Origin of the sequence: Enorma massiliensis phI (genome assembly GCF_000311845.1) — a bacterium.
Lineage (GTDB): Bacteria > Actinomycetota > Coriobacteriia > Coriobacteriales > Coriobacteriaceae > Enorma > Enorma massiliensis.
Genome location: NZ_HE978575.1, coordinates 444,567 through 470,965, shown reverse-complemented (window position 1 = coordinate 470,965; position 26,399 = coordinate 444,567). Strand labels below are relative to the sequence as shown.

General features: G+C 59.7%; 25 protein-coding genes. 10 read left to right on the top strand and 15 right to left on the bottom strand.

The genetic code is table 11. The annotated features are described in order from the left end of the window. The first annotated feature begins 276 nt into the window (after window positions 1-276). Both HGEM_RS08760 and HGEM_RS08755 read left to right on the top strand, forming a co-directional pair. Window positions 277-4,344, top strand: a complete 4,068-nt coding sequence (locus HGEM_RS08760; RefSeq protein ID WP_230197259.1) for a M60 family metallopeptidase — start codon at window positions 277-279, stop codon at window positions 4,342-4,344. A gap of 189 nt (window positions 4,345-4,533) precedes the next feature. Continuing rightward, window positions 4,534-5,322 carry an ADP-ribosylglycohydrolase family protein gene (locus HGEM_RS08755; protein WP_019129057.1) on the top strand — a complete coding sequence of 263 codons (789 nt, stop codon included), beginning with the start codon at window positions 4,534-4,536 and terminating at the stop codon, window positions 5,320-5,322. Between the two features lie 15 nt (window positions 5,323-5,337). Here the strand turns inward: HGEM_RS08755 and HGEM_RS08750 are convergent, their stop codons facing one another. Then, window positions 5,338-5,991, bottom strand: coding sequence for a class I SAM-dependent methyltransferase (locus HGEM_RS08750; RefSeq protein WP_019129056.1), 654 nt, complete (start codon window positions 5,989-5,991; stop codon window positions 5,338-5,340). 317 nt (window positions 5,992-6,308) lie between these two features. Beyond that, the gene (locus HGEM_RS08745; protein ID WP_195891259.1) at window positions 6,309-6,785 is read right to left on the bottom strand and encodes an SWIM zinc finger family protein; all 477 of its coding nucleotides are present in this window, start codon (window positions 6,783-6,785) and stop codon (window positions 6,309-6,311) included. A gap of 128 nt (window positions 6,786-6,913) precedes the next feature. Here HGEM_RS08745 and HGEM_RS10520 point away from each other — a divergent pair, with 128 nt between their 5' ends. After that, a complete protein-coding gene (locus tag HGEM_RS10520; RefSeq protein WP_019129054.1) occupies window positions 6,914-7,072 on the top strand; it encodes a type II toxin-antitoxin system RelB/DinJ family antitoxin in 159 nt (52 codons plus the stop codon). 282 nt (window positions 7,073-7,354) lie between these two features. Here the strand turns inward: HGEM_RS10520 and HGEM_RS08735 are convergent, their stop codons facing one another. Beyond that, complete coding sequence (locus HGEM_RS08735) at window positions 7,355-7,591, bottom strand: type I restriction-modification enzyme R subunit C-terminal domain-containing protein (protein ID WP_230197258.1); 237 nt, start codon at window positions 7,589-7,591, stop codon at window positions 7,355-7,357. 149 nt (window positions 7,592-7,740) lie between these two features. On the opposite strand from HGEM_RS08735, the gene HGEM_RS10130 reads away from it, so the two are divergent. Together HGEM_RS10130 and HGEM_RS08730 are read left to right on the top strand one after the other, a co-directional pair. Further along, window positions 7,741-8,025 (top strand): type II toxin-antitoxin system RelE/ParE family toxin, encoded by a 285-nt coding sequence (locus tag HGEM_RS10130; RefSeq protein WP_081580893.1) that lies wholly within the window; start codon window positions 7,741-7,743, stop codon window positions 8,023-8,025. Continuing rightward, window positions 8,012-8,299: a HigA family addiction module antitoxin gene (locus HGEM_RS08730; protein ID WP_019129052.1), complete on the top strand. Its 288-nt coding sequence runs from the start codon at window positions 8,012-8,014 to the stop codon at window positions 8,297-8,299. Before HGEM_RS10130 ends, HGEM_RS08730 begins: the two co-directional genes overlap by 14 nt. Window positions 8,300-8,395: 96 nt before the next feature. Here HGEM_RS08730 and HGEM_RS08725 read toward each other — a convergent pair whose 3' ends face one another. From HGEM_RS08725 to HGEM_RS08690, 8 genes are all read right to left on the bottom strand, one after another. Then, window positions 8,396-8,761 (bottom strand): peptide chain release factor-like protein, encoded by a 366-nt coding sequence (locus HGEM_RS08725; RefSeq protein WP_019129051.1) that lies wholly within the window; start codon window positions 8,759-8,761, stop codon window positions 8,396-8,398. 174 nt (window positions 8,762-8,935) lie between these two features. Then, on the bottom strand, window positions 8,936-11,098 hold the full coding sequence (locus HGEM_RS08720) for a Tex family protein (RefSeq protein ID WP_019129050.1): 2,163 nt from the start codon (window positions 11,096-11,098) through the stop codon (window positions 8,936-8,938). A gap of 108 nt (window positions 11,099-11,206) precedes the next feature. Then, complete coding sequence (locus HGEM_RS08715; protein ID WP_019129049.1) at window positions 11,207-12,169, bottom strand: tRNA dihydrouridine synthase; 963 nt, start codon at window positions 12,167-12,169, stop codon at window positions 11,207-11,209. A 286-nt stretch (window positions 12,170-12,455) separates the two neighbouring features. Continuing rightward, complete coding sequence (locus HGEM_RS08710) at window positions 12,456-12,992, bottom strand: InlB B-repeat-containing protein (protein ID WP_338081895.1); 537 nt, start codon at window positions 12,990-12,992, stop codon at window positions 12,456-12,458. Between the two features lie 96 nt (window positions 12,993-13,088). Further along, entirely contained in the window at window positions 13,089-13,757 is a 669-nt protein-coding gene (locus HGEM_RS08705) for a DUF4867 family protein (RefSeq protein ID WP_019129047.1), read from the bottom strand. 229 nt (window positions 13,758-13,986) lie between these two features. Beyond that, the gene (locus HGEM_RS09830) at window positions 13,987-15,783 is read right to left on the bottom strand and encodes a HAMP domain-containing sensor histidine kinase (RefSeq protein WP_051008508.1); all 1,797 of its coding nucleotides are present in this window, start codon (window positions 15,781-15,783) and stop codon (window positions 13,987-13,989) included. 132 nt (window positions 15,784-15,915) lie between these two features. After that, the gene (locus HGEM_RS08695) at window positions 15,916-16,605 is read right to left on the bottom strand and encodes a response regulator transcription factor (protein ID WP_230197257.1); all 690 of its coding nucleotides are present in this window, start codon (window positions 16,603-16,605) and stop codon (window positions 15,916-15,918) included. Window positions 16,606-16,764: 159 nt separating this feature from the next. Next, a complete protein-coding gene (locus HGEM_RS08690; RefSeq protein WP_035101636.1) occupies window positions 16,765-17,286 on the bottom strand; it encodes a hypothetical protein in 522 nt (173 codons plus the stop codon). 187 nt (window positions 17,287-17,473) lie between these two features. On the opposite strand from HGEM_RS08690, the gene HGEM_RS08685 reads away from it, so the two are divergent. Beyond that, complete coding sequence (locus HGEM_RS08685) at window positions 17,474-18,142, top strand: MBL fold metallo-hydrolase (protein WP_019129045.1); 669 nt, start codon at window positions 17,474-17,476, stop codon at window positions 18,140-18,142. 32 nt (window positions 18,143-18,174) lie between these two features. Here HGEM_RS08685 and HGEM_RS08680 read toward each other — a convergent pair whose 3' ends face one another. Together HGEM_RS08680 and HGEM_RS08675 are read right to left on the bottom strand one after the other, a co-directional pair. Continuing rightward, complete coding sequence (locus HGEM_RS08680; RefSeq protein WP_019129044.1) at window positions 18,175-18,867, bottom strand: helix-turn-helix domain-containing protein; 693 nt, start codon at window positions 18,865-18,867, stop codon at window positions 18,175-18,177. Next, window positions 18,848-19,516 carry a DUF3990 domain-containing protein gene (locus tag HGEM_RS08675; protein WP_019129043.1) on the bottom strand — a complete coding sequence of 223 codons (669 nt, stop codon included), beginning with the start codon at window positions 19,514-19,516 and terminating at the stop codon, window positions 18,848-18,850. The genes HGEM_RS08680 and HGEM_RS08675 overlap by 20 nt, the downstream gene beginning before the upstream one ends. Before the next feature lie 197 nt (window positions 19,517-19,713). On the opposite strand from HGEM_RS08675, the gene HGEM_RS08670 reads away from it, so the two are divergent. Both HGEM_RS08670 and HGEM_RS08665 read left to right on the top strand, forming a co-directional pair. After that, window positions 19,714-20,040 (top strand): hypothetical protein, encoded by a 327-nt coding sequence (locus tag HGEM_RS08670; RefSeq protein ID WP_019129042.1) that lies wholly within the window; start codon window positions 19,714-19,716, stop codon window positions 20,038-20,040. A 223-nt stretch (window positions 20,041-20,263) separates the two neighbouring features. Next, entirely contained in the window at window positions 20,264-21,226 is a 963-nt protein-coding gene (locus HGEM_RS08665) for an Abi family protein (protein WP_019129041.1), read from the top strand. A gap of 167 nt (window positions 21,227-21,393) precedes the next feature. Here HGEM_RS08665 and HGEM_RS08660 read toward each other — a convergent pair whose 3' ends face one another. Further along, window positions 21,394-21,861, bottom strand: coding sequence for an McrC family protein (locus tag HGEM_RS08660; RefSeq protein ID WP_019129040.1), 468 nt, complete (start codon window positions 21,859-21,861; stop codon window positions 21,394-21,396). A 141-nt stretch (window positions 21,862-22,002) separates the two neighbouring features. On the opposite strand from HGEM_RS08660, the gene HGEM_RS08655 reads away from it, so the two are divergent. Both HGEM_RS08655 and HGEM_RS08650 read left to right on the top strand, forming a co-directional pair. After that, a complete protein-coding gene (locus HGEM_RS08655; RefSeq protein ID WP_019129039.1) occupies window positions 22,003-22,980 on the top strand; it encodes a DUF4268 domain-containing protein in 978 nt (325 codons plus the stop codon). A gap of 380 nt (window positions 22,981-23,360) precedes the next feature. Further along, complete coding sequence (locus HGEM_RS08650) at window positions 23,361-25,340, top strand: AbiA family abortive infection protein (RefSeq protein WP_081580890.1); 1,980 nt, start codon at window positions 23,361-23,363, stop codon at window positions 25,338-25,340. A 123-nt stretch (window positions 25,341-25,463) separates the two neighbouring features. Here the strand turns inward: HGEM_RS08650 and HGEM_RS08645 are convergent, their stop codons facing one another. After that, on the bottom strand, window positions 25,464-26,390 hold the full coding sequence (locus HGEM_RS08645) for a restriction endonuclease (protein ID WP_035101633.1): 927 nt from the start codon (window positions 26,388-26,390) through the stop codon (window positions 25,464-25,466). Window positions 26,391-26,399: the final 9 nt, after the last annotated feature.

Here is a 26,399-nt window from a genome sequence, read left to right as displayed (position 1 = left end):
GCGTCAACAGAGCTGCAAGAGCGTCGTATTTCAACGCATCATCGCAGGTAGACTACCTACTCAAGCTTTCTTATCGATAGTCAAGCAGGCGAGAGCCGGCGCTTTCCGAACACCACGCCGACGCCCCCCGACATATGATGCAGAACCTATGGATTCGGCTCCCGGAGACTTCCGCTCGTAATGTTACCCAGGGTATACAAGTTCCGCACCTAGACAGACTCTGCCTCCGCGCTCAAATGATTCCCCAGCGCGGCTACGCCCCTCACGGGGCGCAAGATGCGAAAGGATTTGGACATCATGCCCAACAGCAGAATAGCCCCTACAACCCTGCGCGCCCTCCTTGCCGCGAGCCTTGTGCTCTCGGGCCCCAGCGCGGGCGCTGCGCTTGTCTCTCCCGCACTCGCCTTTGCAGACGAAAACAGCGCCCAGGAGCATAGCGAAAGCGAGACCAGCGCCACCGCACCCGCGGAAGACGCGCCTGCCGATTCAGCCGATCCCGCTCCTACGGAAGACGCATCCGCCGAGACTGCCACCGTTCCCGCAGAAGACGCCTCCGCCGGCGCCACCGCGCCCGCCGCCGCAACAAGCGCGCCCGCCGAAGACGCCGAGCCCACCTCCGAAGCAGACGCCTCCGTCGGCACGGTCGCCCTCGTCCACAACGGCGAGCGGACGGCATACGACTCGCTCGTCGAAGCAGCCCGGGCCGCACAGGACGGCGACGCCATCGAAGTCTCCGGCACGCTCAGCATCAGTGAGCCCGTAGCGGTCGACGCGGGCCGCTCCATCACACTGCGCGCCACCGCAGACACCACCGTCACCCGTGCGGAGCAATTCCCGCAGGAGGGTGGAAAGGCTGCGGGCATGTTCCGCTTGTCGGATGGTGCCTCGCTCACGCTGGAGGCGGCCGACCCCGCCACGGGCAAGCTCGTCATCGACAGCGAGCGGACCGATTCGAACGACGCCGTCGTCACCCTGCGCGGGCAGTCCACCTTCACCATGCGCGCGGGCACGACCATCGAGGGCGCTCAGTGCTCATGGAAGCCGTGGGGTGCCGTCTATGTGCGCGAGGGCACGTTCGTACTAGACGGCGGCGAGATCCGCAACGGGTTCGCCATGCGCAACGCCGCCGTGGCGGTGGAGCGCGGCAGCACCTTCGAGATGCGCGCGGGCACCATCACCGGGAACCGCACGAGCTATTCCGAGTCCATCGTATGGACCAAGGGAGTCGTGCGCATGAGCGGCGGCAGCATCGCGGGGAACTCATCCAATGTGTCGAGCGACGGCGTGGTGCACGTGCTCGTGGGCGGTGAGCTCAGCTTTACGGGCGGTACCATCGGCAACAACAACCCCAACAACACGTTCGGCGTGCGCGTAGACGCCCGCGGATCGCTTGAGCTGGGCGGGCGAGCCCGCTTCGAGGGCACCGACCGCGTGAGCCTAGCGCAGGGGGCGGCGCTCTCGTTCGCGAGCGCGCCGGAGGCACACACCACGGACGACCCGATCGAGGTCGTGCTCGCGGGCGAGTGGCCGGCGGGCGGCGTGGTGGCAACCGCCTCCTCGCCCGAGGTGGCGCGCGCCGCGCTCGAGCGCCTCTCGGTGCGCTACGCCGGAACGCCCGAAAAAACGGCCTCCGTGGGCCTCGACGCCGCCGACCAGCGTCGCATCACCCTTGCCTCGGCCGACGTAGCTGCGCTTTTCGACCTGCTCGACAACCCCTTCGCCGACAACCTCGGCCTCCAGCTGCGCGACGAGCTCACAGGGCCCGATGCTCTCGATCGCCTGCGCACGGCGGTAGAGGAGCACTTCGCTGGCGTGGAGACGCCCGAGAAGCGCGTGCGCCTGCAGCAGATCGAGGACATCGAGCGCCATGCGGCCTATCTCGACGCGCATCGCGACGAGCTCGCGGACACGGTGCGCGAGCTCTCGCAGCTGGGAGACCCGTGGGCCGAGGCGCAGCGCACCCAGCAGGGCTATCAGTTCGACAACCTCGATGCCACGGGGCTCTACCTCAAACCCGGCCAGGTGAACGAGATCGTGGTCTACGTCGATGCCGACGATCCTTCGAAGCTCTCGGTTGCCTGGCGCCAAGTGGGCGTGACCGACACGAACAACTACCCGTCGCTCAACCTCGGCCAGAAAAGCGGGTTGGTGAACGGCGCCAATCGCATTACCGTGGACCTCACGGGGAAGACCTATGGTTCCATGCTCTACCTGCGCAACGACTCCACCGAGAACGCGGCGCGCGTGCGCATCGAGGCGGCGGATGCGGCTGCGGTCGCGATGGGTGCAGCGGGCGACGGTGCAGAAGCGGCCTCAACCGACGGTGCTGCCGGCACGGGCGGCGCGGGCGCCTCGGGCGGCACCGAGGCCGGCGGCAGCCCCGCCCTGGGCACGAGCCTGGGCGAACACCCCTTCTACGAGCACGATCCCGCCCACCCCGAGCGCTTCTGGACCTTTGTGCAAGACATCCGCGCGCACGCCGCGCGGGCACAGGCGGGCCAGGTGGCCGACATGACGCTCATCCAGATGGGCGACCGGGGCAGCGCGCAGTTCGCCGTGAGCGCGACCGCCATGGCGAAGGCGTACTCCGGCATCTCGTCCGAGGCCGAGGCCATCGCCTATATCGAGAAATCGAACACCGCCATCCAGAACCGGCTTGAGTTCTATTGGGCGTTCGACGGGTTCGACCCGGCGGAGGCAAGCGGCCCCAACGCCATCACCACCGCACGCGTGCACACGGCGTTCACCCGCACGGTCTCGAGCCCCTCGACCATGTACGCCTACGGGCGCTATTTCCACATGCCGGAGAGCACGGCCGCCTCGTTCCTCTCGGGCGACGACATGTACGGCTGGGGCATGTCGCACGAGTACGGCCACATGCTCGACAACAACGTGATCGCGGTTGCCGAGGAGACGAACAACCTGTACTCCATCGCCGGCTCGCGCCACGGCGGCATCGAGGCGTCGCGCGCAGCGGGAACGGCGTTCAACCCCTCGGCGTACTACCACGTGAACGCCATGAACGCCACCAAGCGTCGCGACGCCGAGCTTGCGCAGATGGCCGCCGACCCGAACTACGTGCCCGACTGGATGAATGACAACGTTTGGGGCACCTATATCTGGACGCATGTGACCACGTGGTGGAACGGCCTGCATTTCTTCGATGACTGGGATTATGCGGGCTACGACTTCTCCGCGAGCCCCTACACCGAAGAGATTGCAGCGGATGTGGAGACGTACGGCGCCTACGGGGCGACCCTGCGCATCCTGCGCGGCAACCCAGCTGCCGTGAAGACCATCGAGGACCTGGCGAGCAATGCCACCACGGGCGTTAAGTACAACCGCATGGCCGTGGCCTTCACCATGGGAACGGGCTACAACTTCGCCGAGTACCTCTACGAGCTCGGCGAGCGCGACCTAGCGCCCGAGGTGCTGGAATGGTGCGCGCAGTACCCCTCGATGCCGCGCAAGGTGAAATACTTCTCGCTGAACACCGACGCGCAGATCATCAACGGGGCGAAGACGTACGAGGAGATCGTGGGCGCAGACGGCACGGTTGAGCCCGAGCTTACGGTCGAGATCGTGGGCAGCGCGCTGCGCGTGACGGCCTCGATGCCGAGCGACGGGCTCACACGCGCCACGACGGCGTGGGAGCTCTACCGCGACGGGCAGCTCGTGGGTTTCTCGCGCGACGGGGTATTCGAGCTCACCGGCGACGTGGGTGACGGAGATCCGGCATCCTTTAGCGTGGTGGCCTACGACGTGCGGCTGAACCCGCATACCGCGCTTGCCGGTGGTGATGCTGGCGAGGAGCCTGGAGGCGGCGAAGAAGGCGGCGGCTCGGAAGGCGAGGAGCCTGGTGATGGCTCCGGCGACGGCGAGGTGACCCCGCCCGAAGGCGGTGGCCAGGAACCGGGCGATGGGTCGGGTGACGGCGACGGAGGCGACCAGAAGCCCAGCGGCGATGGAGACGAAGGCGGATCCGGCGAGGACTCTGGGAACGGCGAGCAGCCGCCGGCAGGCGAAGACGGAGAGGACTCGGGCGACGGCAACGGCTCGAACGGCGAAGGGCCCGGTAGCGATAATCCCGGCAACGGATCATCGGACGGAAACCAGACCACTCCCCCGCAAGGCGATAGCGACTCCGGTGAAAGCGCCGGCGAAGGCGGAAACCGCCCCGGGGCCAGCGCAGACGCCGACATATCCCGTGCGGAAGAGGACGGCGGCAAGCTCGCCGCCACCGGCGACGCGCTCTCGCTGCCCATGATGGTTGCCGCTGCAGGAAGCGCGCTCGCCTTTGCAGGGGCTGCAATCGCCGCGCGCATACGCCGCAAGAGAGATTAGCGAGCGGTACTCGATTGCCGTGGCGGCCAGCAAACGAACGCCACGGCACGCACAAACACCATAGGACCATGCGGGCTCCGGGCACAGCGCTCGGGGCCCGCCTTCGTTTGTCCGCTCGCAAGATGCCCGCTCACACCGCGCGCGTGATATGGTTGACTATCGAGCAGAGACAACGAGCTGGGAGGCGCCATGGCGGGAACGCTGCGCGATTGCATCTACGGACAGGCAGTGGCCGATGCGCTCGGCGTGCCGTACGAGTTTCGCCCGCGGGGGACGTTTCGCTGCACAGGCATGGTGGGCCACGGCTCGCACAACCAACCTGCGGGAACGTGGTCGGACGACACATCGATGGCGCTTGCCATCTGCGACAGCTACCGCGAGCTGGGTCGAGTGGACGCAGAAGACATCCGCACGCGGTTTTGCCGCTGGTACCGCGAGGGCGCCTATACCGTGGACGGCCTGTTCGACATCGGCGGAGCGACGGCTCGAGCGCTCGACCAGGGCTTTGGTTGCGTGGATGAATGGGACAACGGCAACGGCTCGCTCATGCGCACGGTCCCCTTGGCATTCACCGATGCGCGAGACGAGGACATCGAGGCGGTCTCGGCCATCACACACGCGCACCGCACCTCGACTAAAGCATGCGTAGAGCTCGTAGCGATCGCCCGGCGGTTGGCGGCAGGCGTCCCGATGCGAGAAGCCGCGGGCCCGTATGCTGCGCTCGCCGAGCGCCCTGTACGTGAGGTGCGCTCCGGAGGCTTCGTGCGCGACACGCTAGAGGCGTCCCTCTGGTGCCTGCTCACAACGAACAGCTACCGAGACTGCGCGCTCGCCGCCGTCAATCTCGGCGACGATACCGACACCACCGCCGCCGTAGCCGGCGCGCTGGCGGGCATCGTATACGGCATTGAGGGGATTCCCGCCGAGTGGCTTGGCACGCTGCGTGGAAAGAACGTGATCGAGAGCTGCTTGTTCTAGCGCACAGGGACGAATCTACTTCACGCCTTCATAACGCCAGGCGGAATAATGCTGCGGGAACTCGTAGAACTTGATGCTTCTACCAGAAGCCGTTTGGAACATCTGAATGCTGCCCGAACGGACGAGCCGCCAACCAGGACGGCCCAGATAGGCGAACGACTCCCCGTTATCGGACATGTGGACGAGCGTGAAGGGCCGCGCCGCCTCGCGTTCGGCCTTGTCGAGGAAACGCGTGAGCACCGCCGTATCGAACGGATTGAACAGGTAGAAGCAGGTATAGAGGGCGAGCGGGATGTCAAGCACGCTGCCAGCGATAACGCTGAGCTGGGGAGACGATGCTGACCACGATGAGGCGATGTTGGCGAGACGGGCATCCAACTCCACGCCCGTTGCCCTGCATGGAAGCTGCGAGGCCGCATAGGCGAGAACCCTGCCCGTTCCGCAGCCTACATCTAGCAGATGGCCATCCGCCGTGAGGCCAAGCTTGCCAAGCAGCTCTTCCAGCACGAAATACGGCGTCGGAGTTGGTTCGTGCGCGCAGGCGGATGCCAGGTCCGCGCGGACCCGAGCGTCCACGTGAAGCGAACGGCCGCACAGGGCAATATCCCGCGCCGCGTCGGCAGCAAGAAGGTCCGCCTTGCTGGCCATCGATGCATATGAGGCAACCACGGCATTACTCCCCTCTCGCTGGGACCTGGCGGGTCGCTCGACGCGCTCGATTCGAGGCGCTGCCAACGGAAAATGCTCGCCTGGCATCCCCTTCGAACACTTGCTCTTTCCCAAACGGGACCGCCAACACCACTCGTTCCAGTTTTGGGAACATCTTTTTGCCGCGATCGCCTTGCCGCATGCCAACGTTCCCATAATCCTGCGGTTTTTCTGCGTTCAAAACGCTGTACTTCGTATCGTTGAAAAAGATATTCCCAAAAGTGGAATGAACGTGCAAACGGAATCTCGGAAGAGCGAGGTGGTGGTGTTCACGCGCCCTACCACCAGCGGTCGTGGCGCTCCTCCAGCTCGATCAGTGCGTCAAGCAAGGCCTTGCGAAGCTCGTCTTTCTTGAGGCTGTTCACGTAACGGACGAGCTCCGCGCGATGGGCTTCCTCCTCGCGCTTATATTCCAGCTCCGCCTGTTCGACCTCCCACTTGAAGGCACCGATCTGCTGGGGATAGGCCGCGAACACCGTGGCAACCATGTGCTTGCAAATGCGCCTCGTTCCCGCCGCGTGCGGGCAGTCGCAATAGGACTGCCGAACATGCGCAGTGTCCACGTGGACGGTGTAGGGCAGATTTGCGGAGCCCTCCACCTCGGCGTCAAAGGCGCCCTCGCCGACAGGCCGAAGGTTCTTCACACGCCCCTGCTCCACATAGTCGAGCCCGCGCCACAGGGAGGCTCCGCTGGCCATCCGAAGGATTGAGAGAAGCTGCGTGGGAGGCTCTCCTTCGACGTTGTGCCGATGCACTCCGCTTTCTCCTTCAGCCTGGAAAAGCCAAGCGCGCTTTGAATAAGAATATCCGCACATCGTGAACAGACTTGCCGCAAGCGGGCAAGTAATGCAATGAATATGCGATGCCGATGCACGGAACAGCAATGGCTAAGATCGCATCGATCAGCATGAGGGTCAATCCGCGGATCAAGGCAGAGGCAGAATCAATTTACGGAAGTCTCGGAATGACTCTCACTGAAGCAATCAACATCTTCCTGCACAAATCGATTCTCGAGGGCGGGCTGCCGTTCGACGTTCGGTAGCCGCGGTACAACAGCGAGACCGAAGCGGCGATGCGCGAAGCCCGCGATATTCTTGCGTGGAAGGTGCCCGCGGAATCCTATGACTCAGCGTCGACGATGTTTACCGCATTGAACGAATAACCGGAGATGGCACTCAGACTCGTCCGTGTCGTGTCACGCACCGGAACTCATTCCGATCTATTTGACGAGTAGCCGACACAGTAAACTATCTGGCAGCAGTACCCCGCACGCCTCTCTAGGAAACGATGAAGCGCACCAAGCGAGGTCATTTTTCTACCCCTCCTACGCAGCGGGTCGGGTCGCATTCTCCCTGATGCTTCTAATTGCCGTTAACAAATCCATCTGCTGCTGCGTTGAGAACATCCTGACAAACGATTTCGGACGATCGAGCGGGGGCTGCGTCAATGCCTGCGGTTCCATATAGCCGTTATCAACCACATAGTTGACCACACGCTTCACGAATGAAATCTGCTGTTCATTCAAGCTCTGATCATTCAGGAATCCCGCAAATGCCTCCATAGCCGCATCGCGATCCAAGTGTACTAGCGTTGCTGGATAGTGCCAAACCGCTCCTAGGCATATACCCGATCAGCTCATCCACCTTTTCATTATTGAAATGGAATGTCTGAGCACCTATACTACTGTTTAACAGAAGTATTGGAGTCGCCATGGAATTTGCCGACAAAGATCTTCAGCAATTCTGGGAAAGCAACGGAGGGGCATGTCCTAGGCGCATCCCTTCGGATTGCAGAAAAGTGCTGTTTCGCAAGCTGCAAATGCTCGACGCTGCGCACGCGATACAGGACCTTCGGATTCCTCCCAATAACAGGCTCAAGCGCCTTCAAGGCGATCGGTTTGGGCAATATAGCATTCGCGTAAATGACCAATGGAGACTTTGCTTCACCTGGTCAAACGGAGAACCAAAAGGGGTTGAGTTTTGTGACTACCATTAACAGCCTCATTTCCACGCCCGGCGAGATCCTACTCGAGGAGTTCCTTCAGCCCCTGGGTATCTCGCAATATCGTCTGGCCAAGGCGATCAACAAGCCACAGTCCGCAATCTCGGACATCGTCCACGGGCGCCGCGCCATTTCCGTCGAGATGGCCTGGCTCCTCTCCCGCGCGCTCGGAACTACGCCGGAGTTCTGGCTCAACTTGGAAACGACATACCAGATTAAGTCCTTCGATGAAGGCAAACTCCCGGCAGTCGAGGCACTCATTGAGTAATCTCGGAGGTCTGAAACCGTATTCCGAGGGGCACACGCCGCCCGGGACGCTACGACTGTCGAGCGAACACAGCACCCCAGGCTCGCAAACCCGCTCCTACCACTCATCCCCGGCACGGCCGCGCTGCCGCTTCAACTGGGACCGATGGCGCTTATCCGCCAGCCGGCGTTCGCGTGCGGCCTTGGGTACCTTGGTCTTCTTGCGCACGCGCGGCGGCTGGGCGCGGCGCTTGAGGATCGACGCAATCTTTTGCAGGCAGAGCTGGCGGTTCTGAAACTGGCTGCGCGTCTCGCGCGCGATCACGGTTATGCCCGTGGGAACATGCGTCATGCGCACCGCGGAGTCCGTGGTGTTCACACCCTGGCCGCCCGGACCCTTCGACCGAAACACCTGCACCTCGCAGTCCCGCGCAAGCTCGTCGATACTCTGCTGAGCGTATTTCGCATAATCGCGCCAGTTCACGTCACGCCTCCTCTCCCTGCATTGGAATGACACCGTGAGAGCCGGTCTCCCTGCGTCAGTCTGACCATGTAAAACCGGGTTTCTGATGGTCTAGGGACGTGCCCGTTTTGACCGTAAGCGGTCAATTTGGGCCCGTCCCATATTGACCCGTTTTATCACTCTGCTGCCCAGCTGCTACTTCACCTGCACCATGGTGAGCGAGATCTTGCCGCGGTCGCGATCGACCTTTTCCACCCACACCTTCACGGTGTCGCCCACGGCCACCACGTCGCTCGGGTGCTTCACGAAGCGCTTCGCCAGCTTGGAGATGTGCACGAGGCCGTCCTGGTGCACGCCCACGTCCACGAAGGCTCCGAAGTCGACCACATTGCGCACGGTGCCGGTGAGCTCCATGCCCGGCTGCAGGTCGTCGATAGAGAGCGCTGCGCGGCTGAACACGACCTCGGGCGCATCGTCGCGCGGGTCGCGGCCGGGCTTCTTGAGCTCGTCGATGATATCGATGAGCGTCATGAAGCCGCAGCCCAGCTCGCCCGCGAGCGCGGCCACGTTGCCCACGCGCTTATCGATGTCCGGGATGCCGCCCGCCGCGAGGTCCGCCGCCGTCACGCCGGCACGCTCGAGCACCTGCGTGGCAACCGCATAGCTCTCCGGGTGCACGCTCGTCGCATCGAGCGGGTTCTTACCGCCCGAGATGCGCAAAAAGCCCGCGCACTGCTCGAAGGCCTTCGGCCCAAGCTTGGGCACCTTCTTGAGCTGGTTGCGGTCGGTGAACACGCCGTTCTCCTCGCGGTACGCCACGATGTTCTTCGCCACCGGCTGCGTGATGCCGGAAACGTAGCCCAAGAGGCTCGCGCTCGCCGTGTTCACGTCCACGCCCACGCGGTTCACCACGTCCTCCACCACGTTGCCAAGCGTGCGCGAGAGCTCGGCCTGGTCAAGGTCGTGCTGGTACTGGCCCACGCCGATGGACTGCGGCGGAATCTTCACGAGCTCGGCCAGCGGGTCTTGCAGGCGTCGGCCCAGGCTCATGGCACCGCGCGTGGTCACATCGAGCTCCGGATACTCCGCACTTGCCAGCTCGCTCGCCGAATACACGGACGCGCCGGCCTCGTTCACGATGGTATAGCGCAGATCGGGCGCCTGCTCGGCGATGAACTCCGACACGACCTCCTCGGTCTCGCGGCTCGCCGTACCGTTGCCGATCACGATGGTGTTGATATGGTGCTTCTTCACCAGACGCGCCAGCTCGCGCTTGGTGCCCGCTACGTCATGGCGCGGCTTGGTGGGGTAGACGACGCCGTGGTCCAGAAGCTTGCCCGTCTCGTCCAGCACCGCCACCTTGCAGCCCGTGCGGAAGCCCGGGTCAAGCGCGATCACGCGCGCGCCGCGCACCGGACGGGCCGAGAGCAGGCTCTCGAGGTTCTTGCCGAAGACCTTGATAGCGTCCGTCTGCGCACGGACCGTGAGCTTAGCGCGGAGCTCGCGCTCGAGCGAGGGCGCCATGAGGCGCTTGTAGCCGTCGGCGATGGCGGCGTCGAGCACCGGGGCGAAGGGGCCCTGACGGCTCGGCCAGCGGGAACCGAGGCGCGTAACGGCAGCTTGCGTGTCCACGCCCACGCGCACGCGGAGCTTGCCCTCGCGCTCGCCGCGGTCGATGGCGAGAATGCGATGGTTGGGAATCTTGCGCGCGGGCTCGGAGAAATCGTAGTAGGGCTCGTACGGCGTCTTCTCGTCCGCATCCACCGCAGCTGCGACGATCTCGCCCGTACCCTCGGTGAAGGAGCGCAGGTCGGCAACGTTCTCCGGGTCCTCGGCAACCGTCTCGGCCACGATGTCCTGAGCACCTGCAAGGGCCTTTTCGGGCGTGTCGTAACTGGCCTGGGCCGCCTCGGCGGTAACGTATGCGGCGGCCGCGTCGATCGGAGTCGCACCGCCCTTGGGCGTGACCTGCATGATGATCATGTTGGCGAGCGGTTCGAGCCCCGCCTCGCGGGCCTTCTGCGCGCGCGTCTGGCGCTTCTTGCGGTAGGGCTTGTAGAGGTCCTCGACGCGCTGGAGCTGTGTGGCAGAGCGAATCTCGGACTCAAGCTCGGGCGTGAGCTTGCCCTGGGCGTTGATGAGGATGATCACGTCCTCTTTGCGCTGTTCGAGATTACGCAGGTAGGTAAGGCGGTCGCCCAGCGTGCGGAGCGCGACGTCGTCCATACCGCCCGTGGCTTCCTTGCGGTAGCGCGCGATGAAGGGAATCGTGTTGCCCTCGTCGATAAGGTCGATGGCCGCCTGAACGGCAGCAGGCTTGAGGTTCAGCTCTTCTGCGAGCGTGAGGGTTATGTCCATGCAATGACTCCAGACCATTCGATGTTGGAGTGACTAGGATACCCGCCCACGCGGACAGGGGCAACCGGACGGGACCGGTCGCCGGGATGCCCGGCAGGAAGCATCCGCCTAGAACCCCCCGAAGCGCGGCTCCGCGCTCGGCCCTTGCGTCTGGAACACGCGCTCGACCGCTTCCTCGTACTCCCCCACCTTGCGAGCTTTCCGCACCGCGCGATGCACGACCTGCGGGTCTGCGAAGGAATATTTGGCGTAGGACCACCATTCCTTCATGCGAAACACCGCGTTGCCGCCGATCTCTTCCTCATAGGCGCAGAAGAGCTTGTCGTGGAAGTGCTTGAGCTCGGCTGCTGCGGCAGCCTGCCCGCCGTTGAGCATGCGCGCCAGCGCGGGGTTGGAGAGGATGCCGCGGCCGAGCATCACGTGGCGCGTCTCCGGATACGCCTCGAGTAACGCCGCCATGTCATCGGTCCCAAAGATGTCCCCGTTATACGCCACAGGAAACGGCGCCCGTCTGAGCGTCTCGCCGTAGAGCTCCAGGCGCGGAACGCCCTGGTAGCGATCTTTCTGAACACGAGGATGGACGATGAGCTCCTGGAGCGGGAAACGGCAGTACAGCTCGAGGATCTTCTCGTATTCAGCGTCTTCCAGCACACCGACCCGCGTCTTGACCGAGATCGGAAGACGCGACCGGTCGCACACCTCCTGCAGGAACCCTTCGAGTTCCCCGAGGTTTCTGAGAAAGCCGGCACCCCTCCCCTTGGCAACGACCGTCCCGGAAGGGCACCCCAGGTTCAAGTTCACCTCCGCATAGCCCATATCGGCAAGCACCTGCGTCGCCCACACGAACTTGTCTGCATCGTTGGTGAGCAGCTGCGGAACTACGTCGAGACCTTGGTTGCGCTCCGGGTCGACCTCTTTATACGCCTTGCCGCCAAACGAAGAGCCTACCTGCGGCGGAGCGAGGAACGGAGTGTAGTAGCGGTCGAGGGCGCCGAAGCACTCCGCGTGGACCCTGCGAAATACGCTTCCCGTGATCCCCTCCATGGGGGCAAGCGAGAATATCATCGGCATCGGCTCCCCTTTCCCTCCTGCCGCGGCACCTAAGCCGCATCGAGGGCGGCTACCATCAAATGGAGACATTGTAGCGCGGACTGCATACGGCGAAGAAGCGCTCGCCGCCTTGCCTAAACCGAAACCGGTTCAATGGCCCAGCATAGAGAGGCACGATGGAGCGTCTTGCGGAGAGTCTTGAAGTGAGACTTGGCATGCAGCGCACGGCAGACGATAAGGGCGGATGCCCGTTACCTAAGCATCCGCCCTAAAGTCTCATCTAGATAAAGGTTGTCGTACCGTCGCGTTAGCTCCTGTGCCGCCTTGCGAGCAGCCCGCCTGCGAGCACCGCAGCGCCAACAACCGCCGCCGCAGCCACCGCGAGCATGCTCATATCACCCGTAGCCGGAATGGCGGCCGCATCCTGCTCCAGCCCTTCAGACGAGCCGGGCTCGCTGGGTTCAGCCGGGCGCTCAGGATTGACGGGGGTCGTCTGGTCCGGATCCTGACTCGACTCCTTCTCGCCGCACACGGTGCAGACGCCGTCTACGAAGCTATGGCCGGCAGCAGGGATCTCCTGATAGGTCGAGTAGCCGCAGGCGCACTCGTCATAGGCAGCCCAGCCAGGGTCGGTGCAGGTGGGATCCTGTCCGTCGTGGTGCGCCAGACTATGCGCATCGTAGTTCGCAGTGAGCTCGACGGCACCCGCCGGCATCGTGAAGGTGGTCTGAGCTGCGGAGGGATCGTCGAAGGAGCCCACCGCAGCACCGTTCTGCGTCCAGCCGGATAAAACAGTCGCAGTGGCCGAAATGACCCGAGCGCTCGCACTCGAGGCCGCCCGCACCCATGGTTGGAATAGCGATCTTCATGAGGCTGCCCTCTTTCTTCGTGCAGGCACTTCGCTTTTGCGCCCGCGCCCATGCCGTATGCTGCTTGACTACTACGCGATATCCTCCGCGATATCGATGCTCTCGCCCAGAAGACCCACGTGGGCGCCGGCGGCAGCCTTGTTGCTCTCCGCGTGCACGATGAGCCATTTATCGGCAGCCCACAGGAGCGGGGCATCGCCGGCGTTGGCAAGCGCAGAATCGAGCTCCGGCAGAGGGCCGTTCGTGCCCTGGGGCAACGCGACGAGCGTGCGGAAGCCCTCATCGCCTGTCTGACAAGGCGCGTAGTGCAGGGTGTCGGCAAAGACTTCGACGAGCACACCGGCGGGCACGCGGAACGCGCGCACGAGCGACATGTCGAGCGTGACGTCGACGCCCATCCCCTCTATCTGGTGCTGCTTCGCAAGGAGCAGGATGAAGTCGTTCGCGCCGAGGTTGAACTCGCTGGAGCGGTGGTACTCCAGGGCGTTGAGACGCGTGTTATGGCCGCAGCACCAACCCAGTTGAGTGGGACGACCGCCGAAGAGAAGCCCCTTGAGCGCAGGCGCGACCTCGAGTTCTTCGAGTGCGGCGGCGCTGGCCTCGTACTTCGTGCCGTCCTCCGGGCAAGGCGCATGCTCGGCGAGCGCGTGGACCACGGGCTCGGTGAACGCGGCAGGAACATCTGCCCACACGCGACCATAGTTGCGGAATGATTCGTCATAGATGGATTCGATGAGCATGGTGTCTCCCCTTCTTCTGCTGGGATTCGACTGACATGCAGCGCGGACGGCGCACCCGCGCCGGCAACGTCGAATGCGTCGATTATCGCACGATTCGCATGCACAGATTCGCTCTACATCCCCGTTTATCGTCGATGTAGGTCAAATTCCTGTAAGTTATGCTTCTCAATGTCAGCTTTGGTGGCGCAGTTCAAAACAGATAGAGAGGAGGCGTCGAAGGGGCTCTCGGTTACGCCTCGATGTGAATCGCGATGCTCGCGCCGCCGAGTTCGGGGTCGATAAAGCGCGCATCGCCGCCATGCTGCCGCGCGATCGTCCGCACCACAGAAAGACCCAGCCCGGTACTGCCGTTCTTGCGCGAACGACCCTCTTCCAGGCGTACGAACCGACCGAACACGCGCTCGCGATCCTGTTCCGGGATACCCGGCCCATCATCGCTCACAACGATCTCGACGAATTCGCCGTCCGCGTTCTCAACATTGCGGCACGAGATCGCCACGCGACTCCGTGCATAGCGCGCTGCGTTGTCGAGCACGTTGCGCACCGCATGCGAAAGCGCCTCGTGATCTGCCGTGCACACCACCGGCTCCACACCGGAAACATCGACCTCGCACGACGCCCTCGCTTTCAAAGACGAGGCCTCTTCATAGAGCAGGTCGCACAGGTCGAGCTGCTGCTTGTCCAAACGCGACACGCCCTCATCCTGGCGCGCGAGCAACAGCAGGTTGCTCACAATGCCGCCCAGACGCTCGTTTTCAGAGAGCAGGTCGTTTGCAAGCGTATCCGCGTCAACCGCGTCCGGATGGTCGCGCATGGTCTCGAGCATGACGCGAATAGCCGCCACCGGGCTCTTGAGCTCGTGCGACGCATCGGAGACGAAACGGCGCTGCTCCGCGACGGCAGCCTCGAGGCGCGCGAGCATATCATTGAACGTGGTTGCCAGCGGTTCCAGGTCGCGATCGTGCTCCGGCACGGGCAAGCGGCGGCTCAAGTCGCCGATGGATATCGTCGCGGCCTCCGCGCGCATGCGCTCGACCGGCGCGAGCGTGCGCGCGACGGCGAACCACGAGAGCACCGCGACTGCGCACAGGGAGCCAAGCATGGCGATGGCGAGCACGATGGCGACCGTCCTCATTGCCTCGCGCGCGGGAGCGAGCGACGTCAGCGCGGCGATGGTAACCACGCCATCGGGCGTCTGGACGCCGCGCTCCACCACGAGGATCGGCCCTTCGATACCGAGCGCCGTAGTGGCGTCGATGTGCATCTCCTCGACCGATACCGAAAGTTCCTGGGCAGACGATGCGCCCGCCTGCTCCGCCACGAAAGGAAGCCGCTGCTGTATGAAATGGCGTGCATGTGCATAGATGCGGCCGCGCGCCGAGGCGTCGCCGTCATAGCCGGAGTTGCCCCCGTCGTCGTAGCCGGAGTTGCCCCCGTCGTCGTAGCCGGAAGCACCTCCGTCGTCGTAATTCGAGGCAGCTTGTTGCGACTGCGACGGAGCGGGAGCAGACGAATACCCGCTGTTATAGTTCGAAGAGGCTGCCGGCACGGAAGCTTGCGGTCGTGACGGGCTACTTTGCGGCGTTGCCGAAGAATCCGCCTGCTCGCGCTCCTCCGCCTGCGGCGCCGCATCGTCGACGTCGTCTTCGGCAGGCTGTCCATCAGCCATGTCAAACGTCAGAGAGACGCGCTCGCGCTCTCCGCGGCGCTCCTCCCCCGGCGCCAAGCCGCCCGCCGAGATGGGCGCCACGTCGCTCGCCCAATCGCTCGACGCCACCACGTTTCCAGACTCATCGATAATCTGTACAAGATCGGCGCCGGTCCCGCGCAGCTCGTCGGGCATCTGGCCGGCAGCGACCTGCGCTTCGATCTCGTCGAGACGCTGATCTAGGCTGCCCGAGATGGTGGCGCTGATCGCCCAGCCCGTCGCCAGCGCAACGGCGGCCGTAATGGCGACCATGGCAGCCGCGCACACCGCGACGGTGATTACCGAAACCTTCCCTCGAATGCTTTTGAAAAGATGCATGGTCTCTCCCTGGTTTCCGGCCGATGCGTCCCACGGTGTCATGCACGCTGGCGCGCACGTGCGACATCGCGTTTCCACGCGGCAGCACGTCCCAGCGGCATCACCCGTACCAGACTCCGGCCTTGCGTCGCCCTACGCTGGCTCGGACATCCGATACCCCACCCCGCGCACGGTGTGGATGAGACGCTGCCCAAACGCCGCGTCAACTTTCTTCCGCAGGTAGCCCACGTACACCTCGACGACGTTGTCGCCGCCCATGTACCCCGGTGACCACACGTGGTCGAGGATCTGCGTCTTGGTGAGCACCTTCCCCGCGTTGTACATGAGGTATTCCAGCAAGGCGAACTCGCGCGGCGTGAGCTCGATCGCCGTGCCGCCGCGTTCGACGGCCTTGGAAGCCGGATCGAGCGTGAGGTCACCCACCTGCAGCTTCGCCGAACCCTTGCTCGCCCCGCGCCGCAGCAGCGCTCGCAAGCGCGCTACCAGCACCACAAGCGAAAAGGGTTTCCGAAGAAAGTCGTCGGCACCAATGTCGAGCGCATCCGCCTCGTCGTACTCGCCGTCCTTGGCGGTGAGCATGAGCACCGGCGTCGTGATGCCCGCGCCTCGCAGCTCGCCGCACACGTTGTAGCCGTTCATGCCGGGAAGCATGATATCGAGGGTGATGACGTCGTACGCCTCGGTGAGCGCCATCTCCAGACCCGTGTTGCCGTCGCAGGCGATATCGACGGTGAAGCCCTCGTCTTCCAAGCTCGCCTTGAGGTACGCGACGATGTTCTCCTCGTCTTCAACGACCAAGACGCGCATATGAATCCCATCCATTCCGCTCCGAGCGCACCGTGCAAGTCGATTCTACGGAGAAGGGCGCTCGCCCTTGCAGCGTAGCGCCCCTCCTTCGGCAAGCGGTAGCTCTATCCGAAAAGCCTTACCGTTTCCTTACAGCATGTAAAATAACCCCAGGGGTTTTTCGACATCGCCGCGCTAGTCGTCGTAGCCGCTGTCGGAGTCGTAACCGCTGTCCGCGTCGTAGCCGCTATCGGAGTCGTAGCCGCTGTCGGAGTCGTAGTTGCTGTAGCCGCTGTTGCCCGTAGCGGGAGCAGAGACCGCGGGTGCCGAAGCCGCGGGGGCGGGCGCGGGTGCGACGTAGGCAGAAGCGCCGTCATCGTAGCCGCTGTTTCCGTCATCCCAAGAATCGTCGTAGAGGCTGTCACCCGATTCGTACACGCTGTTGCCGTCGTAGTCCGTGGCGCCGTCGTCGTAGTTGGTGTTGCCATCGTCGTAGTCCGTAGCGCCCGGGGCGGGAGCCTGCGTGGTCGCCGGAGCCTGGTTCGCGCCATTGGCGTCGTCGCCACTTGCTACCACGCTCTGTCCCTTCGTCGCACCTGAAACCAGAGCGCTTGCCGCCGACGTATCGCAGCCGGTCAGGAAGAGCACGCCGCACAGGCCGATCATGCACAGGGGGACGAGGGCGAGCTTGGGGTTGGCGAGGTCGAGCTTCTTCATGATGTCCTCCTTCTCTTGCGTTCCGCTTCGAGCGGTTTTCGCTAATCCTTGCGCCTTCCTCTGGGCGCATGGTCATAATGCCGAAGGAACCTGAGAAATAGCTGAGAGAATCTGCCGCGGCTCTGAGCGCGCAAATGGGGTATGAACGGGATATGCCCGGCGCAGAACAACCCAAGAAGGAACGCCCATGACCAGCCTCGAGAACGTCCGCGTGTTCACGCAAAGCGCCATCCGCATCCAGAGCAAGGATGGCGTGGTCATCTACCTTGACCCCTTCAGCCTCACGGATGCCGAGGCGGCGCACGACGCGGACTACGTGTTCATAACCCACGCGCACTTCGACCACTTCTCGCCGGAGGACATCGCGCGTGTGGCGGGTGACCACACCGAACTCGTGGCACCGGCAAGCATGGGTGCCGAGGTGGCCCGTGTGGCGGATGAGATTGGGGCAACGGCGGTGCACCTGCTGCAAGCGGGCGGGCGGCTCGAGCTGCCCGGCGTTGCCGTCGAGGCCGTGCCTGCATACAACGTGGAGCCGGAGCGCCTGGGGATGCACCCGCAGACGCACGGCTGGCTGGGCTATGTGCTCACCGTCGACGGCGTGCGCTACTACGCGGCGGGCGACACCGACCAGAACCCGGATAACGAGCAGGTGGCGTGCGATGTGGCGCTCGTGCCCATCGGCGGGACGTACACGTGCGACCCGCATCAGGCCGCAGCGTTCGTGAACGCGCTGCACCCGAAGACCGTGGTACCCATCCACTACGGCAGCATCGTGGGCGTGCCGGAGAACTTCGACGAATTTGCCTCCGAGGTCGCGGCGGGGATCGAAGTCGTGCGGAAGGTTGAGCGGTAGGACGCTACGCCCCTCCAACGCCCCATACCGGGCTACGCCACCGCAACAACCGCTTCGAGCAGATCCTCTACCCGGCAGTGAAGCACGCGAGCGATCTGCGCCACGGCGGAAGCCTGCGCCCGGTTGATATCCTTGTTGCGCTGCTCATACATCTGTATCGACCGCAGCGAAACGCATGATAGCTCGGCGAGTTCACGCTGCGTGTACCCACAGGCACTCCGCATGCGCGCGAGGTTCGTCTGCCCCCGATAGCTTGTCATCCGCTCCGCAAACAACTGAGCCATGCGCTCTTCGGATGCTTCGTGCCACGGGTCGTACAAGTCGACAAGCACATCGAACGGCAACACATCGAAAACCGTGCGGAACGTAAGCGCAAACCGCCATTGGACGTACGCGGCGATCCAGCCCGCCCAATACTCAGGCGTCCTGTCTGGTCGAAAGCCCTGCTCGATCATCGCCTGTTCATCGTCGTAACCAAGCTCGCCGCACATGTCCCAGAAGAGCTCGATGCCCGACCGCCCGGAAACCACCCACGGTGCCCCCGTTTCGAACTGCCGGGCAAGCCGACTCGACGCAAAAAGGTTCGCAACCTCAAATCCTTCGGCACCGTAGTCCCAGGCCGCATAGTCGAAGAAGCATGCAAGGCAGGACATGGCGTCTTCTAGGTAGAGGACGTCGTACGCGCGGGCAGCGACGCCACGGCCTTTAGAAGAGACGTGGGTCATGGGGATCGACCTCCTCGAGCAGGATATCGCGAACATACAGCCCGGTGCGATCGAGCCGCGCGCAAAGAGATTGGTACTGGCTCCGCGCACGGCGATCGCGTTCGGCCCTACGCGCGTGATAGATCTCGCAAGACGCAAGTTCATAGCCGGTACATTGGATGCATTCGAACGCCTTCGCACTGGTAAGCGCAACCTGCTCGCCCAGATTTCCCAAACGCATAGCCTCGGAAAGCTGCGCTACGGAAATCGTGTTGTTCAAAAACGCCCGCGCGAACGAAAAGTACGAATCGTCTGCACGGTATCCGCGGATGATATCGAAACCCGACGTATCGATGAGAAAGCGATCGAGCAGGTAGTCGCGAGCGGTGCGAGCGATGGCATTCGAGAGATCGACGCGGCGATTTGCGAGCAACAAAGCGAGCCAAGTGAGCACCGAATATTCCGAGCTAGAAAGGTCGAGGATGGCGAGCTTGTCCGTAGCAAGCTCATAGCGATTCGCAAACCCATCCGCTTCACCAGGGCACGCCCATTCCTTTGCAAGGTCTTCATGCTCAGTACAGTAGAAGCCCGCGCCGTAGTCGTTGTATGGACGGCACAGCTCCAAGCGCGGTTGCTTAATGATTTCGGACGACCCATGCCAGAGGATCATGGCGCCACCGCCTTCGCTTCTGTATCTGAAGTATCACTGTAGTGATAGTATCACAAAAGCAGGATGAGCTGTGCGCCTGTTTGTCTCCCAACTTGCAGACCGCTCACCCATGTGCTCAAAGACCGCAGTCGTCCCAGTGCGATACGATGTCCTAAAGACGCAGACTCGCCATCGTTCACCATTCGAAAGGACGCATCATGGGAATCTTCGGCTCGCGTGAAGAAAAGCTCGAAAACAAGGCGCAGCAGTACCGGAGTGACGGCATGTTCCAATACGCCGAGACCGTGCGCGCAAGCCTCGCGCCCAAAGACGGCAAAGTACACGTCGTGATGCTGAACAGCTTCTCGAAGTTCCTGAACCAGACATTCGAGTGCGAGAACAAGTACACCGGACAGATCGACGCGATTATCAGCGCCATGCAAGACGACGGCTATGAAATCTTGGACGTAAAGTTCAATTCGATCCAAGGCCAGGGACTCACCGGCAGCATGGAAGGGTTCCATACGCTGGTGACGTATAGGTAGGGGCAGTGCGGTGCCATCTTGGTGAGTTCGAGCGTCTCGCGATACTGCGCTTTGCCGCATCGAGAGCCTCCTTGATCAAGCGGGGCAAAACCTCGCACGAAAAGAATGCACAGCATAGTGATCTGATTCCAAATAATCAACCTCGCGAACAATCCCACACGACGCGTCCATTTCCAGCGGTAGAATATGTTTCCGTTACCTTATTGAATCTCGGAGCATCACAATGCCCAAAACGCTCAATTCGCTCATGAAGCATTTACGAAATTGCGGCATAGCAATCAAAGGCTCAGCCCAGAAGCGCAAGCTTAAGAATATTGGCTACTATCATGGATACAAGGGCTACCGCTTTGCGGGAAAAGCAAGCAACCGACTTCCACTCACGGACTTCTCACAGGTTGCCGCTCTCTACGATTTTGACATGCAAGTCAAAACGCTGCTTTACCCCCATGTCGTGCAAATTGAAACATGCCTCAAAAACTATACGCTTGAAGCCGTTCTCAAAGACACGGGCTCGGCAACGTTTGAAAACATTTGGAAGCAAAGTCTCACTGATTACCGAAACTACAGAGGGGATAGATATCGCAAAGCGTGGGATAGACGCCAACGACTGCGCGGCGAAATTGACAACCTCATCTTTCGCAACCATAAAAATCGTGACGTCATTGGCCATTTCCGTGATGCTGACAAGGATATCCCCATCTGGGCAATTTTCGAAGTTATGACACTTGGCAATTTTGGCGCATTCTACGAATGTCTCAACAAGCGTGTTCAAACGTCCATCGTTCGCGATCTTGATATGCCCACCAACTTGGAATCGGAGCGCCGCCTAAAAGACATTATTTTTGCCCTAAAAGATCTCCGGAATGCTGTTGCGCATAATGGTGTTGTGCTCGATGTTCGTTTCCGATCCGGCGCTGTCCACTCTGGAGTTGCTCAACTCATAAAGCAGGAAACAGGAGTTGTCGGCGTCGATTTCTCCGACATAACTGATTACATCGTTCTCATCGCCTACCTCATGCGCAAGATGCGTTTGACTAAAACCGAATGCAAGCAGTTCATTTCAGGCTATGAAAACATCTTGAAGGTCTTCTACGCTGAACTGCCCTTCAACATCTACTCCAAAATCATCAAAACAACCGCGCGCAATAAGCTTACCGCTTTACGGAAATATGCGAGCAATGGGTAAACCGCCTATCGCTGAAATGGCGAAAGAACTCCGGGTATGCTAGACTACAACCAATCGCGGTGGAAGGCTTCGGTCTACACCTGGAAAGGCCCGATGAGTCGGGCCTTTCTTATGCGTGAAATCTTGCATAAATTAGCTTACCTTGGTGCGAGGCGCCCGCACATACCTTAGCCCAATAACTCCGCAATCGCATCGAGCTGCGCGGCGATGCCAGCAAAGTCCTGGTTCAAATCGAGCGTTCGCACATGGTAGGTATGACCCAGCTCCAGCCAGCTTTCGCTCTCGAGTTCCGCGCCCTCCGTCTTCGCATAGAGCAGCATGCCCGAGACTTCGCCGTCAAATGCGTTCGCCGCATGCATGACATACGAGAAGATTTGGTTCAAGTTCGCCGGTGAGAGAATCTCCTTATCGTAGTGGGTGCCCAGAATCGTTCCGTAGCATTTGGCGTCGATGATGAGGCACTTGTCTCCGTTGGCCAGCGTCACGTCCGTGAGCATACGCGGCAGAAAATCCGGTGCTGAATCGCCTATCCCGTGGTCGATCTCTCGCGCCGCAGGATGCAGCCAGCTCCAGTGCTTGCGGTAGTACTCAAGGATGAATTTCTCGTACAGCCGATGCGGCGAGTCGCCATTCAAGACGTCGGCAAGCCGCGCCTTTTTTCTCAGGCGATACGCCTCAGCAAAGCGCCTCCGCTGGCGAGCAAATTGAACTCCTCCCTAGCATCCTCGTGGTACAGTTATTCCAATTCATAACCGCGCCGCGCAGAAAGCAAAGCCATGGCAAATCAGCCCAAACTCGGAAAGATCGAAAAGGTAAACGTCCGGGACGTCTGGCCACATGAAGCACTTAACTTTACCAAGTGGCTTGCACAAGAAGAAAACCTCACCATGCTTGGCGATGCCTGTTCCATTGAACTCGAGCTCAAGGATACAGAAAGTGCAGTCGGCTCGTTTGCGGTAGACATCTATGCTCAAGAGGCTGACACAGAGCGTAAGGTGATTATCGAAAACCAGCTCGAAGATACCAACCATGATCACTTGGGAAAAATCATTACATATGCCGCAGGCAAAGGAGCAGGTGTGGTGATCTGGGTCGTTGCGCGTGCGCGCGACGAACATCGCAACGCAATCGAATGGCTCAACGAACACACAGACAGCGACTGCGCGTTCTTCTTGGTTGAAATCGAGGTGTGGCGCATTGGCGACTCTCCCATGGCTCCTCGATTCAACGTAGTAGAATCACCCAACGAGTGGGCACGTGCGGAAAAAGCCAAGTCGGATCTCTCAGAAACTGAGCGCATCAAACTCGAATACTGGCAGACGTACGTCGACTGCGCTGCTCAAAACGAGACCTTTTCACAATTGTTTAAACCGCACAAGCCGCAAGCGCATCATTGGACAGAATTAGGAGCAGGCTCGATAAGATACCATCTGGTACTTTTGATTAATACGCAGAAGAAACAGATTGGTGTAGAGGCGTGTGTGCACGATACCGATTTTGGCGACTTTGTCCTCTCTCGCCGTCAAGAGCTTGAACAAGCACTCGGTATTGCCGGAACACCATATAACAGGAAAAGCAAAGGCGTTCGTTTCTATAAGAGCGGCCATGACATCAAAGCCAATCGTGAGAAGTGGCCGGAATTCATAGATTGGCAGCTTAACATGATTATGGCTCTTCAAAATGAAATGGTTCGCCTGGAGAATGAGTTCGAGACGATCGAAAGTAAAGCAAGCGCCCTGACGACTGATAACTAAACGCAAAATCATTTTTTGAGAACAGCTGGCTGAGCTATAAGCCGCCTATTATATGTAGCGCATGATTCCTAAGCTGAAGTCATGCAACAGTGCTGTTGCATTCACGACCTGTCCGCATGCCGAACCTGCATCCGAGTTAACCATGAAAAAGCCCTATCCAGACGCGATGTAAAAAATGCGTATTAGCGAACGCGGCAGATACTTGAACCTCGACACAAAGAAGTTCACGACGCACTCGAAGCAGAACAGGGAGAGTTCTAGCCGACTGGCGCACGAGCAATGATGCTCAGCATGTAAACTACAGACATCACCGGTTTTTGCTTTTCCGTATAGAGACCCGTCTGACAATTTGAAAGCTTGTTCTTACGACTTCTAGGCTCATGCTACGATTGCCGCAGCGCGGATTTGCATGTCGATACCGCTCGCATATCCAAGCTACTTCACGACTGATATCAGTAAAGATTGGCTTGCTGATGATGCACCCCTCGTACAGCTCTTGGAAAGCAGCATGCAAAACCATGAAGGACCAGAAACGTCGCTTGAGGTGCTATCTACAATGGTATCCATTCTCAGTTCTCAACACTTTTGATTGGCAACTTCTATCTTCGGAGAACTTTTTCTCGGCTTACATTAAAGACGGTGCCTTCATTGCTTGTACTTCGATGAATTATGTAACTAGTGGTTTCATTCAGAAGCAAGGCGCGTCATTTCGCGATTCAACACTCATTTCTCCAATTATGTTTTTATACCTTGTTGCTTTTGGGATTGAGTACCAGAGATGTTTCGCTGACCCGCGCGAAGACATGATATGTGAATACGCCGGCGATCTAGCAAACAACTGCGCGCAGTATAAGGATAGCTATCGACGGTATTGTGACCAGAAACGGATTGCAAAAAGCCAGTACTCCTACTACCTCAAAACAGACCTCTCCAATTTCTACAACTCAATTAATGTCGACAAGCTCATGTCAAAGATGCAAAGTTACTCCGATAAGAATTTCTCAGCTACCGACTGCCTTTTCCTTCGCGCGCTACTGCTCTATTGCGGAGCGGGTAAGTTTCCAACCATTCAAAACCATCCGACGCTGAGCTTCCTGGCTACCAAGGTATATCTTTCCGACATCGATGCGGAGCTTTTCCGCTGCATTGATAGCAATTGCGGTGCCGAGTCATTCAAAATGATTCGCTATGTGGATGACATGTTCATATTTATCAACGTGTCGAACGAATCATCCCCATTCAAAATAAAGGAACTGATTCTCAATAAATACGCAGATATCTTGAGGAAAAACGGACTTGCTCTAAATCTGAACAAGGTAGAATTCGGCCAAACAAGTGAGCTCTCATTAGCCGAAGCAACAGAATCATGCGTTGATTTCTCAGGTCATTACACGGGGGAAGTAATTGAAGACCCCCCAGGTCGCATATCTCAATTGTTTGAAGAGATTGCTCGCATGTCATTCGAAAGGAATTATTGCCAGCAAGACTTCAAAGCAGCTGTCGAGTTGACATTTTCTCAAAAAGATAGGCATATAGATTCAATGACTGCTTTCCGGAGCGTTATTTATAGCAATGCCAATTTAAGTTGCCTAAGCGTCAAGAACTCAATCAAAAAAGCTCTATTGAGCGGCAAGGTCATTCTGACTTATGGAACAAACGAACTTGTTAAGTGCATTCTTGATACTCATGATGATTATCTAATCAAACGTTTGTTGAATACGCTTTTCCTGTCCTATAGAGATGGGACTTGGTCCAGTATCGACACGCTCATCGCGCTAAACTATCTCATCAACAGAGGAATGCATCACCGTGACCTTCTGTCGCTGCTGCGCAAGTCAGAACTCGGACTGTCCATCTTTATCGATAAATATTGTATTAACGACCAATTCATCCGCGACCCGATTACAGAAGTTGAATCGAAAATACTATTCGTTATCGCCGATGATGATCGGAGCAAAATCCAATTCGTCAACCAGCTGTTCCATGGAAGAACGCAAAACTTTTTTGAACAAATATCGTACTATCGAGCCTATTTCGATAGATTCTCGACTCTCTTCAAACGCAAAATACTGAAAAAGAAGCAGAGGGGCTTCTTATATAGTGAAAAAGAGTTAGCTAAGCTATATTGTGAGATACCGAAATCTGAACAGATTATACATGCCGCCGAAAGGCTTCGCCGAGATAATCCGTTAATCCATGCGGGCTCAGATTTGATTCGCAATACATATCAAATAGAAATACTTAAAACAAAGCAATCTCTCGAAGGGCTCATTGCAAGCATATTGGAGGACGTTGAATTGCCGCTGCCACGTAGTCACAACAACACTGACCCGCTAGATCGGGATCGGGATCCGTCCTGATTCCCAAATAAGGCTTACAGGGCAAACAGCGTGTCCTGTAAGCCGCTTTACATTAGTCGCAAGAGCATCTCACACGTTTGCTAACGAGTGGCAGAGGTTGTAGCTTCCATATGCGACAAAGCGCTACTCTTCTCCGAAGTAGTCGCCATCAATTCGCTTGATGCGGTATACCTTTTCAGTCGAAACGCCAAGATCGTACTGAATCATCAGCTCGGTAAGGCGTTTGCCGTCGATAAGCACGAGCGTTGCATGAGGGTAATGCCGCGCCCAATCAATCGCGCTCTGCGCAAAGCTTGATGTGGTGATGAACACGCCGCGCGAGATGCTCCCAAGCGCGCCTGCAAAACCTTGAAGTTCGGGGCGCCCAACGTGCTTTTCAGCCGAATAGCGCTTGGCCTGGACATAGATTGGGTCAAAGCCCAGAGCATCCGTTGCAATCATACCGTCGATACCGCCATCATTGCTGATACGCGTCTGCTCGCCCTGCCCGTAACCCATCTTCACCAGAAGATCCACGACAAGCTTCTCGAAGAAGCCCGGGTCTTTATCCATAATCGAGGAAAGCAACGAGTCCTGCAGGTCAGTTTTCAACTGTGCGAAAGCAGCGTCGATTTGCTCCTGCGGAGACGTCTCGTTGATGGAATCAGGAAGAACCCCTTCATCCAACGGATCCTTATCCCCCTTTTGCTTGGCATCACCCTTTTTCTTCGACTTCCAAGGATTCTTTTCTGCAATAGCCTTGTTGATTTCATCGGAAAGCAGCTGCGCGTTGTCGTATTTCTCAACAGCAGCATTTCCGTAATCGCTAATCCTGTATACGCCATGTGTCACTTTGAAAAGCATGCCCGCACGCGCGAGATAAGAGACCGACCAGCTAACACGGCTGCGATAAACCGGGACACCGCTTGAGGTAACTAGTGCCTGCTCTCGATCCGAGAGACCGAGCATATCGCAGGCGTCGTTAATGATGCCGATGCGCTTGCGCTCTTTGCCGTCTTTCATGAGCTCCAAGACCACGAGAAACATCTCGGTCTGAGTTGGAATTGGCATAGTGGAAAC